This is a genomic window from Bacillus sp. B-jedd (assembly GCF_000821085.1).
In the GTDB taxonomy this organism is placed as follows: domain Bacteria; phylum Bacillota; class Bacilli; order Bacillales; family Cytobacillaceae; genus Bacillus_D.
Window position 1 is genome coordinate 4,314,877 of the sequence record NZ_CCXR01000001.1, and the last position, 15,637, is coordinate 4,330,513.

General features: G+C 38.1%; 12 protein-coding genes and 1 pseudogene. 2 read left to right on the forward strand and 11 right to left on the reverse strand.

Features of this window, described 5'->3' with window-relative positions; translation table 11 throughout:
* Positions 1 to 202: 202 nt before the first annotated feature.
* The 7 genes and pseudogenes from BN1002_RS20990 to BN1002_RS21015 all read right to left on the reverse strand — a co-directional run bounded on the left by BN1002_RS20990 (position 203) and on the right by BN1002_RS21015 (position 7,782).
* Positions 203 to 1,471, reverse strand: a complete 1,269-nt coding sequence (locus BN1002_RS20990; RefSeq protein ID WP_048827486.1) for a cytosine deaminase — start codon at positions 1,469 to 1,471, stop codon at positions 203 to 205.
* On the reverse strand, positions 1,461 to 2,735 hold the full coding sequence (gene codB / locus BN1002_RS20995; RefSeq protein WP_048827487.1) for a cytosine permease: 1,275 nt from the start codon (positions 2,733 to 2,735) through the stop codon (positions 1,461 to 1,463). The genes BN1002_RS20990 and codB overlap by 11 nt, the downstream gene beginning before the upstream one ends.
* Before the next feature lie 376 nt (positions 2,736 to 3,111).
* The gene (locus BN1002_RS21000; protein ID WP_048827488.1) at positions 3,112 to 4,308 is read right to left on the reverse strand and encodes a class I SAM-dependent rRNA methyltransferase; all 1,197 of its coding nucleotides are present in this window, start codon (positions 4,306 to 4,308) and stop codon (positions 3,112 to 3,114) included.
* A 48-nt stretch (positions 4,309 to 4,356) separates the two neighbouring features.
* Positions 4,357 to 4,621: pseudogene (locus BN1002_RS23480) on the reverse strand (23S rRNA (pseudouridine(1915)-N(3))-methyltransferase RlmH); the annotation flags it as partial.
* Positions 4,622 to 4,771: 150 nt separating this feature from the next.
* Positions 4,772 to 5,263: a hypothetical protein gene (locus tag BN1002_RS21005; protein ID WP_048827489.1), complete on the reverse strand. Its 492-nt coding sequence runs from the start codon at positions 5,261 to 5,263 to the stop codon at positions 4,772 to 4,774.
* 302 nt (positions 5,264 to 5,565) lie between these two features.
* The gene (locus BN1002_RS21010; RefSeq protein ID WP_082036324.1) at positions 5,566 to 6,339 is read right to left on the reverse strand and encodes an SDR family NAD(P)-dependent oxidoreductase; all 774 of its coding nucleotides are present in this window, start codon (positions 6,337 to 6,339) and stop codon (positions 5,566 to 5,568) included.
* Positions 6,340 to 6,372: 33 nt separating this feature from the next.
* A complete protein-coding gene (locus tag BN1002_RS21015; RefSeq protein ID WP_048827491.1) occupies positions 6,373 to 7,782 on the reverse strand; it encodes an SLC13 family permease in 1,410 nt (469 codons plus the stop codon).
* 197 nt (positions 7,783 to 7,979) lie between these two features.
* On the opposite strand from BN1002_RS21015, the gene BN1002_RS21020 reads away from it, so the two are divergent.
* Positions 7,980 to 8,885: a LysR family transcriptional regulator gene (locus BN1002_RS21020; protein WP_231575072.1), complete on the forward strand. Its 906-nt coding sequence runs from the start codon at positions 7,980 to 7,982 to the stop codon at positions 8,883 to 8,885.
* Between the two features lie 373 nt (positions 8,886 to 9,258).
* On the opposite strand, the gene BN1002_RS21025 is transcribed toward BN1002_RS21020, so the two are convergent.
* Positions 9,259 to 10,143, reverse strand: a complete 885-nt coding sequence (locus tag BN1002_RS21025) for a LysR family transcriptional regulator (RefSeq protein WP_048827492.1) — start codon at positions 10,141 to 10,143, stop codon at positions 9,259 to 9,261.
* Positions 10,144 to 10,279: 136 nt separating this feature from the next.
* On the opposite strand from BN1002_RS21025, the gene BN1002_RS21030 reads away from it, so the two are divergent.
* Complete coding sequence (locus tag BN1002_RS21030; protein WP_048827493.1) at positions 10,280 to 11,470, forward strand: coenzyme F420-0:L-glutamate ligase; 1,191 nt, start codon at positions 10,280 to 10,282, stop codon at positions 11,468 to 11,470.
* A 394-nt stretch (positions 11,471 to 11,864) separates the two neighbouring features.
* Here BN1002_RS21030 and BN1002_RS21035 read toward each other — a convergent pair whose 3' ends face one another.
* From BN1002_RS21035 to BN1002_RS23070, 3 genes are all read right to left on the reverse strand, one after another.
* Complete coding sequence (locus BN1002_RS21035) at positions 11,865 to 13,373, reverse strand: DUF1846 domain-containing protein (protein WP_048827494.1); 1,509 nt, start codon at positions 13,371 to 13,373, stop codon at positions 11,865 to 11,867.
* A 332-nt stretch (positions 13,374 to 13,705) separates the two neighbouring features.
* Complete coding sequence (locus BN1002_RS23935) at positions 13,706 to 13,939, reverse strand: hypothetical protein (protein WP_197072843.1); 234 nt, start codon at positions 13,937 to 13,939, stop codon at positions 13,706 to 13,708.
* Between the two features lie 261 nt (positions 13,940 to 14,200).
* On the reverse strand, positions 14,201 to 15,097 hold the full coding sequence (locus BN1002_RS23070; protein ID WP_052445664.1) for a toll/interleukin-1 receptor domain-containing protein: 897 nt from the start codon (positions 15,095 to 15,097) through the stop codon (positions 14,201 to 14,203).
* Positions 15,098 to 15,637 lie beyond the last annotated feature (540 nt).

Genomic DNA, 15,637 nt, shown 5'->3' on the forward strand with positions numbered 1-15,637 from the left:
TTTGCACCTCTTTGGGTTTTTGCCGACAGAATATCTTTTCACTTATTCAAAACAACCCTTGCATGTCCCTCGAAATGCATTAATAACCTATGAAGCATATCTGAATCAAGGCGAAAAACCGCCTAGATGTAACGATTTCCACGGTTATCTCAAAATTAAAAAACCAGCCTCATCAGTTGATGGGACTGGTTTTGAAAATGGATTATTTATTAAAAGTAACCTTTTCTTCATTTTGGCCAAGGGTGATGCTTGTCTCACTTGGCTTTGTTTCAGCTATCATCTTGCCATTTCTGAAGGAATACCTAACAGTTGCTTGCTTGCGAATTGCTTCATATTCGTTTTCCGCGGACAAGACAATGAAGTTAGCTGGTTTCCCTTCTTCAATTCCGTACTTTTCTTCGATTTGTAACGTTTTTGCGCTGTTTATCGTAATCAAATCAATCGAATTAACAATTTGATCATAGCCCATTAGCTGTGAAGCATGGATGCCCATATGCAAAACTTGAAGCATGTTCCCTGTTCCAAGCGGATACCATGGGTCAAATATGTCATCATGGCCAAAGCAAATGTTTAGCCCGGCTTCCTGCAGCTCTTTCACACGCGTCAGGCCCCTGCGCTTTGGATACGTATCAAACCTTCCTTGAAGGTGAATATTCACAAGTGGATTTGAGACAAAATTAATCGATGAAAGCTTTAACAGACGGAATAATTTATACGTATAGGCATCATTATAAGAGCCCATTGCCGTCGTATGGCTCGCTGTCGTCCGCGCGCCCCAGCCACGCTGGTATGCCTCTGCCGCAACAACTTCTACAAATCTGGATTGTTCATCATCAATTTCGTCACAGTGGATGTCCACTAAGCGGTCATACTTTTCAGCAAGGTCAAAGGCAATTTTTAAGGAATCCACTCCGTATTCCCTTGTAAATTCAAAGTGAGGAATGCCGCCGACAACATCCGCACCCATTTTCAATGATTCCTCAAGTAACTCTGCTCCACTAGGGTAGGATAGAATCCCTTCCTGCGGAAATGCAACAAGTTGAATATCTACAAAGGGAGCCATTTCTTCCTTCACTTCAAGCATAGCTTTTAAAGCCGTCAGCTCCGGATCTGTTACGTCTACATGGGTGCGGACATGCTGAATCCCTTGGGCGATTTGCCATTTCAACGCTGTCTTGGACCTTGTTTTTACATCTTCAATCGTTAAGGTCTCTTTTCGCTGCGCCCATCTTTGGATTCCTTCGAACAGTGTCCCGCTTTTATTCCACTCCGGCTCACCTGCTGTCAAGGTTGTATCCAAATGGATATGCGGCTCAATAAACGGCGGTAGGACCAGGGAACCATCGACATCGATGATTTCCTTTCCATTCCCCTCGCTATGTTCTTGCGTAATCTTTTCAATTTTGCCATCTTCTATAATTAAGTGCCAAAGGCCTTCTTTTCCTCTAAGCGTTGCATTTTTAATGATCACTGATTATCTCACCTTTACCATTTAGTTTGCTTAATGACGCTACTTCCTGAGGCACACACTTAGTCACAGCCACATAAATGACGGCTGTTCCCAACAATGCATTGATTGGAGGGATGCCTGGTGCGACATTTGCGATCACGACACCGCCAACCCAGGCTGCAATCGCAATCCAGTTTACAGCCTTAAATTTCATTGTTTCGAATGGCTGATAGTTTCTGCGCTTCAATAAGAAATAGTCTGCTAATATGATCGCTCCGATGGATGGCAAAGTGGAGCCAAGTATTGTCAAGAAGCCAACGAAGTTGTTATAAAGCCACATCGCTGCTAGTGTTCCAACTATTCCATTGAAAACAACCACTTTTTGTTTAGGTAATTTCGTGATATTGGAAAAACCAAGTCCTGAAGCATATAATGCGCTGTCATTTGTTGTCCAAATATTTAAACCGAGAACGATGATTGCCGGAATCAGCAATCCCTGCAAAAACATGACATCCGAAATGTCCGCTTTACCGTAGACCATTGCTCCAACTGCGCCGAATAAAAACATGAGCGAGTTCCCAAGAAAGAAGGCGATGATATTAGCAGCCACAGCAGACTTTGATGTTTTCGCAAAACGGGCAAAATCAGGCGTCAACGTACCAGCACTAATAAACGACCCGATACAAACCGTTAATGCCAACGCAACACTAATGGCCTGTTTCGGTTCATAAGCGAACAATTCATGAACTCCTCCAGCTGTGTTCGCAGCGTCGACCATTGAGTAACTGCCAAAGATCACAATCGCCGGAACAGCAACCATTCCTAAAATCGTTAACGTCTTCATTCCAAAAATGGCGGATGCCGTCATCGCCAAACCAAAAATCGCGATTAAAAGATAAACATTGGCACCCGTCGCTTTTGCAACCGGAACGGCAAACATCGCAAGCCCCACGCCAAACCAGCCTACTTGAGTTGATGCCAGCAAAAATGAAGATAAATAAGATCCTTTTTCACCAAATGAATAGCGGGTTAATAGATGAGTCGATAACCCCGTTTTCGCCGCAATATGGGCCAATGCGCCTGTATATAGCCCAAGGATAAGGTTACCCGTCAGCACGATCCATATAAAGTGGGTGAACGACAATCCCGTTCCCAATGTTCCCCCGGACCACATACTTGCTGAGAAAAAGCTGAGTGACAGCATCACCGCGAGAATTTTCCCAAACCCATTTCGATTCGCCTTAGGCACTGCCTGTAACGAAAACTCTTTATCCACATTTGCCATACCAAATTCCTCCTATTAAATAAGATATAAGAACCTGGTACTTTAGGAGATTGGGAACAAAAAAAGCTCCTTGCCATTTCTGACAAGAAGCTTTTTCTACCATAATGAACCATGGGAAACCTACACACATAGGCCGCCATAGCACTCATCATTATTTCCGCTGTCCTTGCCAGCCTCACGGGACTGAATTAAAGGTACCAGTATGCAATTAACCATAATTATTACAGGAAAACTAAATGATGTCAAATAACTTTACGGCGGTATTCCCAAGGGACTAAATCAGGAACTTATGGTGTGGTTCTCCATGATGTATCTAAATGAGGTTATTTTTAACTGCCATTTCAATGCTCTAATGGATGGATATCATTTTCTTTTTCTATGGCAAATTCTTAATAAACACAACCTTAAGATAGTTTCCCTCTGGGAATTCTTTTATTGTTTTAATGTCCTTCGGAAGGGAAAATTCCTCAACCAGCTGATATTTCCTGTTTGTTTCTCTAAACGCCTGATCAATAAAACTTTTAAATTTTTTCATATTAAAAGAGCTAGAATTGGTGGATGCTACGATAATCCCCTCATCTTCTGTTATCGCAATAGCTTCCTTTAAAAGATTTTTGTAGTCCTTTTCAGCGCTGAATACCATCTTCTTTGATCTTGCGAAGCTTGGAGGATCCAGTATAACCATATCAAATGCTAGCTGCTTTTTCACCGCATACTTAAAGTATTGGAACACGTCTTCGACAATGATATCCTGTGAGTCATAATCGATTCCGTTCAAATTAAACTGCTCAATTGTCTTGTTCCAACTTCTATTTGCTAAATCCACACTTGTCGTTTTAATTGCGCCTCCAACGGCAGCAAATACCGAAAACGCACCTGTGTAGGAAAAGGTGTTCAGTACGTTTTTTCCCTCCGTATACGCATCCCTGATTCTTTTTCTTACATCTCTTTGATCTAAAAATACACCAACCATCGCACCTTCATTTAAGTAAACAGCGAAGTTTACTCCATTTTCTTTTACGATAATCGGGAAGGTTCCTCTTTCTCCCGCTACGAAATCATCTTCTTCAATATATTTACCGCTCACATCAAATCTTTTCTTTTGATAAATGGCTTTAAACTCTGCCAATTCTTTCAGGGCATTTATAATATACTCCCGAAAGCGGTAAATTCCTTCGCTATACCAGTTGATTAAATAGTAGCCATCAAAATACTCTATCGTTAATCCGCCTAAACCATCACCTTCGCCATTTACGATTCTGAAGGCATTTGTATCCGGGCTATTAAAAAAGGACTCTCTATAGTTGATCGCATCTTTCAATTTATATACAAAAAACCTTTGGTCGATCTGTTCATTCTCGTTTCTGCTAAGTACCCATCCGAAACCTTTGTTTTGTTTCCCAAAATAGCCTTTTGCGATGAACTTGTTCTTTTCATCAACAAGACGGATAATGGCTCCTTCTTTTGTAGCCTCGTTCAAATTAAGGATGGTTTCCTTTAATATGAGCGGAAACCCGCTTTTATATTTATTTACGAACTTGCCCTTTACCGTTAAAGTGACTTCATTTTTCATTTTGTCATCCTATCAAAAATTTTTTATCGCACTCTTTAAAAACCTAATTTACTTATGATATAGCTCCCCCCCATTAATCCGAAACGCCCGATAAATCTGCTCAAACAGGATCAGTCTCATCAACTGATGAGGAAAGGTCATTTTTGAAAAGGATAGCTTTTCATTGGCATGGGCGAGGACATCGTTTTGCCATGGAGGGCCAGCTTGTCCAGGTTTGCGGCGAGCTCTTCGGACGAGTGCATCATTCCTTCAATGGCCAGGGGATGACATGGGCGACAGGGCTGTCCTTCACCAGGGTGCTCTCCTTCCTTTTTCTAAGAAACGTGCCTGTCACTCCCCCTAACTTTGTCGATAATAATTTAACATAATACGAGGAGTTACTAGGGGTGAGGGTCACTCAAATAGTCATTTATTATTGTTCAGGTCTAACCACTCATGACTTGAAAATAATATTTGACTTAACTTAAGAATTTTTCTTAATCATTTCTTCTACGTAAGTTAGAAAGTTAGAATACCTTGAATTTCCCTCCAATAAATGTTTTGTTTCTAACAAAGGTAATATAACAATATCCCTCTTTTTGGAATATAGCAGACTATAGGGTTTTTCACTTCCATGTATTTCCTCAAGTGCAGATGAGTAAACATAAACAGAATCAAACTCATACCAGTAAATATCCTGATTTATATTGTTTTTAATAACCTCTCCTATATATGCGCCTATGCGAACCACAAAATTGTCAAAGTGATTATTCAACAGTTCAATGCCTTTTTCCGTATTCATCAATCTCTTTACATACATATCAATAATTCGAATGCTTTCAATTGAGAAATCCAAATTTCTTTTAGTTAAATTTTCTTTATCCCATGTATCTTCAGAAACATCTCGATACATTAAGGTTGCCATGCCTTTTAAATTATCCTTTATTAATTTTTTTCTCTTTAAGAAGTTGAACATACTTTGATGTCTCCTTTTAGCAATGCCCTTTACCAAATATATTTTTCATATAAGCTAATGTTTATTGAAAGGCTGTTAAATGTCAATGTTGGTTTTATTAAAAAAACAGCGTATTCATTTTGTAATGAATACGCTGTTTTTTCATAAAAATAATTAATATTCAGTTCTGAAAACATAATTATAAATCTCGATTTTATCGGCATCCTGGATAACTCTCATCTATTTTGTCTGTCTGATACTGAAATAATTTGACCCTCTTTTAAATGGTCGATATTTCAGTCCAATATTTCTTTTGTACATCTTTACATTGCGACTGCAGACATTCCGCCATCTACAACGATTTGTGTACCAGTCATGTAACTAGAAGCATCAGAAGCGAGGAACACACACGCACCTACTAAGTCATCTGGTGATCCTAGACGATTAAGCGGTGTATTGGCCATCACCTTTTTGAGACGCTCTTCTCTTTCTTTCGAAGGTTTCAGAAGACCTGTGTCAATGAAACCTGGGCAGATTGCATTAATATTGAGCTTGTATTGGCTAAGATCAGCGGCCATTGTTTTGGTTAATTGTAATACGCCGCCTTTACTTGCGTTATAAGGAGCCGTTTCACTTAATGCCATGAATCCACCGACAGATGCCATATTAATGATTTTTCCGTAATTACGCTTTACCATCTCTTTAACGACAGCACTTGACATGAGGAATTGACTGTTAAGGTTCACACCAACGATTTTTTTCCAATCTTCTTCTGTTACTTCAAGGAAAGGCTTTGGAGCGTTAATGCCTGCATTGTTGACAAGAATATCAATTTTTCCAAACTCAGCAATAATCTCTTCCACCATTTGATTGATTTTTGCGCTATCTGTCACATCAATGCCGAAAGTTTTAGCATCGCGACCTGTTTTATCTTTAAGGATTTTTGCAGTTTCTTTTAAGTTATCTTCCAAAAGATCGACAAGAACAAGCGTTGCACCAGCTTCAGCCAATCCAATTGCATAGGCTTGTCCAATCCCCCTTGCACTTCCTGTAACAATTGCTAATTTACCTTCTAATGAAAAAATATCCAACATCATCTATTCATCCTTTCCCTACTTAGGAGTGCTCGTCTATAATAATCCAATTAAATACCAATATGGAATCGCAATTAATGCAATAAAAATTACATTCAGGACCATTTGAATCGAAAAATACTTCAAAAATTGCTTATACGTCATTGCCATATAACTGAATAACAGTAATGGCAATGTGGACTCATATGGCAATAACAGCTGATAAAGTCCATGTACGAAAGAATACGCTAACGGCAATGGGCTAATTCCCAAAGTGTTTGATAGCTCAGAAATCGGGATTGCCATCGTTGCAGACGCTGCAAAAGGGGTAAGAACAAAGTTAATCCCTACCGATAGAACCCATGTAGCGATAATCGTGTAGAACGTACCACCGACGGACATGAGTGGAAATAATGAGTTGGCAATAAACTTCCCGGCCCCAACAACGGATGAAACCTGACCAATCGCCATTGTCGCCGTAATGAAGAAAATCATTCCGAAATTAGTTTTGGCCATAGTGGCATTGTCTGCAAGACTAATGCCAGGAAGGAAACAAATAAAGGCAATCCCAATGAAAATCCAACCTAAGGCAATTCCATGAATGGAGCTCGTTGCTAATAGAGCAACGAGAATTAACAGAATGACAGAAACCTTTTTTTCCTTCATCGTCAGTTTCCCTAATTCCTGATATTGCTCCTTAAAGTATTCCTTACCTTCAATTGTTTCTTCAATTTTAAACATCTTCGTAATCGCAAACGCCATGACATATGTCCAAATAACGGTGATTGGAACGTTATGGATAACATATTGCAACCACGTTGCCCCTTTTAAGCCGATACTCTCCATCTGACTGTTAAAAACAAGCATCGGTTCAACACCTGTAAGACTAACAAAGGATGCCGTTACAGCCGCATTGTATGCGCCAAACAGTAAACCAACAGATCCTTTAGAGAATTTCTTTAAACCCATTGCTTGAATAATTCCGAATGCCATCCCTGTATATAGGGCAATACGTGCTAGTGAACCCGGAACGAGAAAGGCAATAATGAAGCCGGAAGTGGATAGCGCATAGATGATTCCTTTATACGTTCCTCCCCCTCTTAAAATAAACCAGTAGGAAAGCCGTTTCATCAAGCCCGATTCTTCAAAAACAGCTGATAGAATCAATGCTCCTAAAACAAGATATGGGAGATCTTGACTCCAAGGCGCATAAACATCTGCAGGAGTGGCAACACCTGTTAGTATGAATGCCACAGGCAATGCGAGCGCCACGATAATAAGATTTATTAACTCAAGCGCCCATAGGGCAATGGCCGCCAAAGTAATCGCAAAGAATATCTTCATTTCATGGGTATATGATTCTGTGCTAGGTATTAAATAAACAATTAATGGTGGAATAAGTACAATCAAATACTTTAAAAGAAGACTTTTATTTGACTTCTTTGCAACTTTTGCTGCATCTTCCATGATATCTCCTTCATTTCTGTTAAAATTGTATGATGTCATAAGCCCCATATTATTTCCATTCACAATTATGTCACAAATTAAAAACGTTTAGATAATACTATTTTTAATATAATAGTCATAATAAATTAGCTATAACCCGAATTTAAATGAACACCCACTGTCAGTTAAGGGATTGTTTAAAGGAGATTGTAAATATATTGAAGGAATTAAGTGTAGATTATCTAAATGCCATTATTAAATACGGAAGCATTTCCCAAGCGGCTAAACACCTCTTTATTTCACAGCCATATTTAAGTAAGTTCATCAAGACATTGGAGGAGGAACTCGGAGTAGAAGTGATTAACCGGCAAACGAATCCAATTACCCTAACATTTGCTGGTGAAAGATACCTTTCCTATATGAATGATGCAAAAAAAATAATAAATAACATGTTAAATGAACTAGAGGATATCTCTTCTTTAAAAAAAGGAAGAATAAAAATTGGTGTCAGTCCCATTTTGGCAACCTACACCCTCTACAAGTTTTTGCCATCCTTTATGCAACGCTACCCTGGAATTGAGATTAATTTAGTGGAGGACGTGGCTGAGGAATTGGAGTCATTGATATTGCAAAATCAGATTGATGTTTGCGTCAACTCGCTTCCGATTACAAATCCCGACATTACGTATGAGAATCTTTACGAAGAGTACAATTACTTCGTGATACCTCCAAATCATCGACTATATAAAAAAAATCAAACTTCAGACGTTGATTTTGATCCATCCAAATTAGACGGAGAAAGTTTCATTTTAGCCAAACCTGGATTAGGATTACGTAGATTCACAAATCAAGTATTATCTAAGTACAATATTCATCCACAAGTTGTATTAGAAACTACGAATGCTGAAAATGCATTGCGGTTGGCTAATAATGGAGTTGGCGTAACAATCGTTCCACAATGTGTGATTGAAAGTGCGACCTTGGCTATAGAGGCGAATTTATACCCGTTAACGGACCCGGCATTCAAAAGTCACATCGTTCTAAGTTATCGAAAAGGTTCTCAGCTAACTTCTGCCGCCCTAGCTTTTATTGATATGGCAAAAGAACGATTTCAAAACAAATAAAAATGATTGCTCTTTATGGTACATGAGAAAATTAATAATAATGAGTGTATGACTGAAACATACAAGGGAAAGGCCGCTCATTTTAAAATAGGCTTGTCCATTATTCGGACAAGCCCTTTTTTTATCAAATAAAATTAGTCTCTCTCCCAATTAACCTAATGTAATAGTTGCTTCACTTGGCTTTGTTCAGCAATCATCTTTTCGTTTTTGAAGTGGACCAAAAGGACTGGTAGATTCAACAAAAGTTTATCTAATATTAAAAACAAACAGTACCACTCTCACTATCAGAGAAGATGCTGTACTATTTTCCAGAAAAACCACACTAACTTATGATACGGTTCTCGGTGATCCATCTAAATGAGTTTTTATTGCTTCAGATATTATTTATACGTTCTACAAACTTCTTCGCAGCCCGTGACAATGGAACATTTTTTAAATGGCATATGCCAATACTCCTCTTTGGTATTTCCTCTCCTAGCCTTATCTCGTATAAATCTCCTTTTTCTAAATAATGACTTGAAAACTCTTTTATGACACAAGAAATACCTAAATTTATTTTTGCGAATTCTAATACTAAATCATAAGACCCCAGTTCAAACACAGGTGAGATATTAAAGCCCCTCTTTTTAAAGAATTTTTCCACATATATTCGTGAATTCGATTTCTTTTCTAAAAAAATTAGTGGCATTTTCATTAAATAGTCTAAACTAATCGGTTTACTCGTTAATCTTTTAAATTTTTCCCCGCAGACAAAAATATCTTGAATCTCCTTACATGGGATGACTTGAAGGTGGTCGTCATATATCGGCAAGTTACATATCCCCAAATCTGCCTTTCCAGTTTTAATAAAGTCGCAGATCTCTGTTGTGGTTCCATTCAAAATATTTAATTTGATTCCGGGGTATCTTGCATGAAATTCTTCTAAATACGGAATTAAAAAATAGCGTGAGATGGTATCTCCAACCCCAATACGCAATCGTCCAGTCCGTAATGTTTTAAATTCAAATAGCTTTTCTTCTGCGACGTTGATCATTCCCATGGCAGAATTAATATGCTCACTTAATAATTTTCCTTCATTTGTTAATACTATGCCCTTAGATGTTCTATAAAAAAGTTGTATTTCTAGCTCATTTTCAAGCTTCATAATAGCTTGACTAACTGCAGATTGGGTCATATATAATTCCTGTGCTGCTCTGGAAAAACTTTTATTTTGGCTAACGACGTAAAATATACGATATGAATCCAACTTCCCAATCATATTAGTACTCCTTATACCTGATATAATTTATATTAATTTTACTTATATCACTATAGTGACGTATAGTAAACTTATAGCGTTTAAAAATAATTAAATAAATCTATATCAATTTTACCCCAATAGAGGAGAGATTAAATTGACAAGAGCCGTTGGAACAGTAGTTCGTGGGCTTCGCGGTCCCATCATCAACAAAGGGGACAATATTGAGCAAATCGTTGTTGATACAGTAATAAATGCAGCAAAAGTTGAAGGATTTTCGATTGAGGATCGTGACATTATAACAATAACTGAATCAATCGTGGCTCGTGCACAAGGGAACTATGCGACAATTGACGATATAGCAGCAGATATTAAAGGGAAATTCGGAGACGAAACAATTGGCATCATTTTTCCGATTCTTAGCCGTAATCGATTTGCGAACTGCTTACGGGGGATAGCAAAAGGAGCAAAGAGCATTGTATTAATGTTAAGCTATCCATCTGATGAAGTCGGAAATCACCTTGTAGATATCGATGAACTAGACAATAAGGGAATAAATCCATGGACAGGTGTATTGTCTGAAGCTCAGTTCCGTGAACATTTCGGTTTTATCCATCATCCCTTTACAGGTGTTGATTACATCGAATACTATAAATCCCTGATTGAGGCTGAAGGTGTAACGTGCGAGGTTATTTTCTCTAACAACCCAAAAACCATTTTGGACTATACAAAGAATGTTTTAACTTGTGATATCCACTCACGTTTCAGGACAAAACGGATTTTAACAAACGCTGGTGTTGAAAAAATTTATGGACTTGATGATATTCTTTCAGAGTCAGTTAATGGCAGCGGCTTTAATGAGGCTTATGGTCTACTTGGATCAAATAAAGCAACTGAAGACAGCGTAAAACTATTTCCAAACAACTGTCAGCCACTCGTAGATGAAATTCAAGCCAAAATCAAAGAAGTAACAGGTAAAACCGTTGAAGTAATGGTTTATGGCGATGGAGCATTTAAAGACCCAGTCGGAAAAATATGGGAGCTTGCCGATCCAGTAGTATCACCTGCTTACACTAAAGGACTTGAAGGTACTCCAAACGAAGTGAAATTAAAATACTTGGCAGATAACAACTTCTCTCATCTTCAGGGAGAAGAATTAAAACAAGCTATTTCCGAATACATCCAAAATAAAAAAGACGACCTGGTTGGTGCCATGGAAGCACAAGGTACCACGCCTCGTAAACTAACAGACCTAATTGGATCATTATCTGATTTGACTTCAGGTAGTGGAGATAAAGGAACCCCAATGATCTATATTCAAGGGTACTTCGATAATTATACAAAATAAGCTCCAAACAAAAAGGATGTCTCCTAAATTCAGACATCCTTTTTACATTCATTATTTACCCTACTTATACTGTAGGACTATTTAATTGTCTTCTCTAGTAGTTGTAAGATTAAAATCCGTTTGCTCTTGGTAAGTCTCACCGCGGCTACTTTTATATGCGGTTTTATTTTTCTGTTAGATTGAGTAAAATCATTTTGGTATAGTCTTTAAAATCAAGACAGCCTTGCCCATCACTTTACGTAAATTGAGTCCTTCAAAAGCATCTTCATATTCTTCAAAAAAGGTGTAGTCCTCTCTTTAGGAGAAGACTACACCTTTTTAGTAAACTCTATAAACGAAAAGCATCTGCCTTAGGCTTTCAGGTAAGAAGAAAAAGGCAGAAGTTTTCCAAAACCTAATTGTAATACAGGTTCTCAGTCGGATATACTGGATCATTGGTGATGTCGATTCCAAGCTTCTTAAAGGTCTGTTCGTTTTCCCTATTCAATATAACCGTAGAATGAGCTTGTGTGTCTTTTAAATTTGGCAGTTGCTTATAAGCCAGCTCAGAAGTAGGGTTAGTGACCGCACTGATTGCCAGTGCAATCAGCACTTCATTGGCGCTTAGTGTCGGGACTCGGCTGTTCAAATCATCGGTCTTCAACCGTTGAATCGTCTGCAAAATCATCGGTGACAACAAATCAATTTCATCGGCAATATTGGCCAATTTCTTCAACCCATTCAGAATCGCGGCTGCCGAAGCATCCATCAAAGTTGTCGTTCGACCGGTGATCATCTCGCCATTTGGCAGTTCTATCGCAATTACGGCTTGCAAATGCGTACTGTCAATTCTCTCTTGGACTGCTTTCGCATAATTACGGGCCGGCAATACAGGTGCCCGATCCTCTTTCTTTAAGTCAGTCTCCTCCAAAATCACTTGCATATGGCGTACACTATCTTCATCGGCAAGCCCTTTTTTATAGTCGTTCTCTACGACGAAACTGCGCCGAATGATTTCCTGCCTGGCAGCTTCCTGCACGATGTTATCGTCGGTGATACCCGATTTCAAACGATTAACACCCATATCGGTCGGTGAGCGGTAAACAGACTCTTTACCAGTAATCCTTTCAATAATCCGTTTGATGACAGGAAACGTCTCCATATCCCGATTGTAATTGATCGCTACTTTCCCGTATGCTTCATAGTGATAATTGTCAATCATATTCACGTCTTTCAAATCGACGGTAGCCGCTTCATAAGCGATATTTACCGGGTGCTTTAATGGCAAGTTCCAAACCGGAAAAGTCTCAAATTTGGCATAGCCGACTTTATTCCCCAGTTTGTTCTCATGGTACATTTGGTTAAGGCAGGTTGCAAGCTTTCCGCTGGCCGGGCCAGGTGCCGTTACTACCACGATTGGCTTTGTCGTTTTAATATAGGGATTCATCGCAAATCCCTCGTCGCCAATGACCGCGTCCACATTTGTGGGATAACCTTTGATTTCACTGTGAGTGTAGACGCTAATTCCGCTTCTCTCAAGCTTGGTCATAAATACTTTGGCTGTTGGCTGTCCTTGATAACGAGTGAGCAAGACACTGTTGACAGAAATGCCATATGCCCGGTATTCATCGATTAAGCGCAAGACATCTTGGTCATAAGTGATACCGTAATCTTCACGGACTTTGTTCCGCTCGATGTCTCCAGCGTACACACAGATGATGATTTCCGCATTTTCTTTCAGCGTATTCAATAATTTGATCTTGGCATCTTCATCAAATCCAGGCAAGACACGTTTGGCATGTTTGTCGCCTATCAATTTTCCGCCAAATTCCAAGTAAAGTTTATCATACTGCTGCACCCGTTCTAGGATGTAGGCAGATTGTTCTTGTAAATATTTCTCCGAATCAAATCCAACTTTTTTCATTTAATTTCTGCCCGCCTTCTATACTTCAAACTTTCTCTTAAACCGCTAGATAAAAACGCCTTAAGAGAGAATCCAAACTAAAATACATCCTTTATCATTATAAAGCTTTTAAAAAAATTGACAAAGGAAAACTGGTCCAATCGTTTCAATAATTGGGTCCTTCTAATAGGCAGATTCATCCTATCATGAATGTATTCAACCAAAATAACGGAGTTTTGGCATGCTCCTCCAACTCCACTCAGCTCATTATGTATTCCTTGTTCTATCCTCAGATGGGCCAACAAGTGCAATCGTTTCTCCTCTCTTTACGTTAAAGTTAATATTACTGAGGATTATTCCTTTTCCTTATAACCGAATGTTACACCTTTGTATTCAATGTCTTCAATTAAATTTTTAACATCCGTAGCATTTAGATTATCTTTCTCAGCAGGTGCAGTGTTTAGCAAATCCAAATAACGGCGAAAACCCACTACTCCCTTTGGATAGGTTTCAATAACTGAATTAATTTGATTTTGGCGTAAGGAAAACGTTAGAATTCGGTTTAATAACTGTATTATTTTTAACATTTGTACAAAACATGTATAAGTTAGAGTTTATTTTATATTATAAACCTCATTTACTTATGATACGGTTCACCGTAACGTATATAGGGTACTCCGCCGAGTGCCCTTCGTAATTTAGAAAGGATGATGTTGTCTTGGGGTACGTCACTAATGATCTTTGTAGACCAATGAAAATAGGCTTGTAGACTATGGTTTCTAAGTTAATTAAGACTATCCACGACTTTCTGTAATATGGGCTGTAAATGGCGTAAGCGATTCGTTAAGTTAGTTGCTTCTTTCTGTGATAACAAAATGAGTGTTCTTTATCGGGCAATTTCTTCTAAATAACTTAAAAGCCAAATTTATGGTTCCTTCATCGAATTTCTTAAACTCTTTCAGAACTTTCTCTTTATTAGAGTAAGATATACACAAAAGAAGCCCGTAAATGTTTTTCTTCGTTAAAAAATTTCTTGAATTTGGAATTATATCAAGCAAATCAAAATATGTTGATGCCATAGCCTCCCAAATTTTCACTTCTCTTTCGGGATTAGTATCGTATTTAAAATTGTTAATTGTCTTCTCCAGAGAAATATCATAATAGTCTTTGAAAACATTATGTACGAGTTTAATTCTATTAATAAGTTGTTTTGGTAATTTTTCATGTCTTAAAGGGAACATATCTTCTATTTGATTAATATCAATATCTAGTTGTTCCCCTTTATTTTCATATAATGATTCATATATCATTTGTCTGGTAATGTTTTCTAATATATCGGGTCTAACCACTTTGCACAATTCAAGTGCTATTATATTTTCATTCATTCCATTGGTATTCAATGCATACTTATCTGCCAGGAATGGACTAAAATTGAGCAAATCATCTTTTGATATTCCATGCCAAATTGGTAATATTACTTTACCGTAAGCTATTTCTTTACTAAGAAGACTTTTAAGTTCATAGTCTGTCCAACTCTTTTGCATAAATGCTTTACTTAAAACGACTACTCCAAATGATGAGTTAATTAATCCAATATCAATCGACTTGGATAGACTATCGCCGATTCTTAATGAGAATTCATCGTACCAAACGTTTACTTTTAGTTTACTAAGTACTTGTGCCAAGGGTCTAACGAAAGATTCTTTATCCTCAGATGCATGAGAAATAAATAAATCATATTCCATTCCAAGAATCTCCTTTGAGTTTAAAATATTTATGCAGGTGTGTCAGCTACCTGTCATCATTGTATATGAAGCTACCTGAGAAGTCTTCAGAGAAATAGGTTGGGACTTGATTTTCGGGGTTTCAGGGGGAAATTTCTTCTTGATAGTGAATTTGCCTTTTCGCTTGTCAGACGCCTCATCGATAAATCTCTCGGGGTTATTAATAATAGTAGAGTACTTAATTATTACGCATTACGCAATATATTTCATCATCTGTATAATGAGCTGTTGATCCGTCATACTCATGATTTTTTTGGACTAGTTCTGACAAGTAGTTTTTATAATGACTCGTCTGTGACCAAAGTGTGGTTCCACAATTACAAAGTCGAGACGTACATTCACTTGGTTGGTAAATAAGATCATACACTTCGTCTCGTATTACGGCTAAGAGACCGTTTGGATTATCTCCCCACAGTGAAGCCTGTATCTCTGAGTTTACAAAAGATCGCTGTGCAGTTTGGTATCCTAATATTACCTGTGTGACTGTTGAATCAGCTCAAA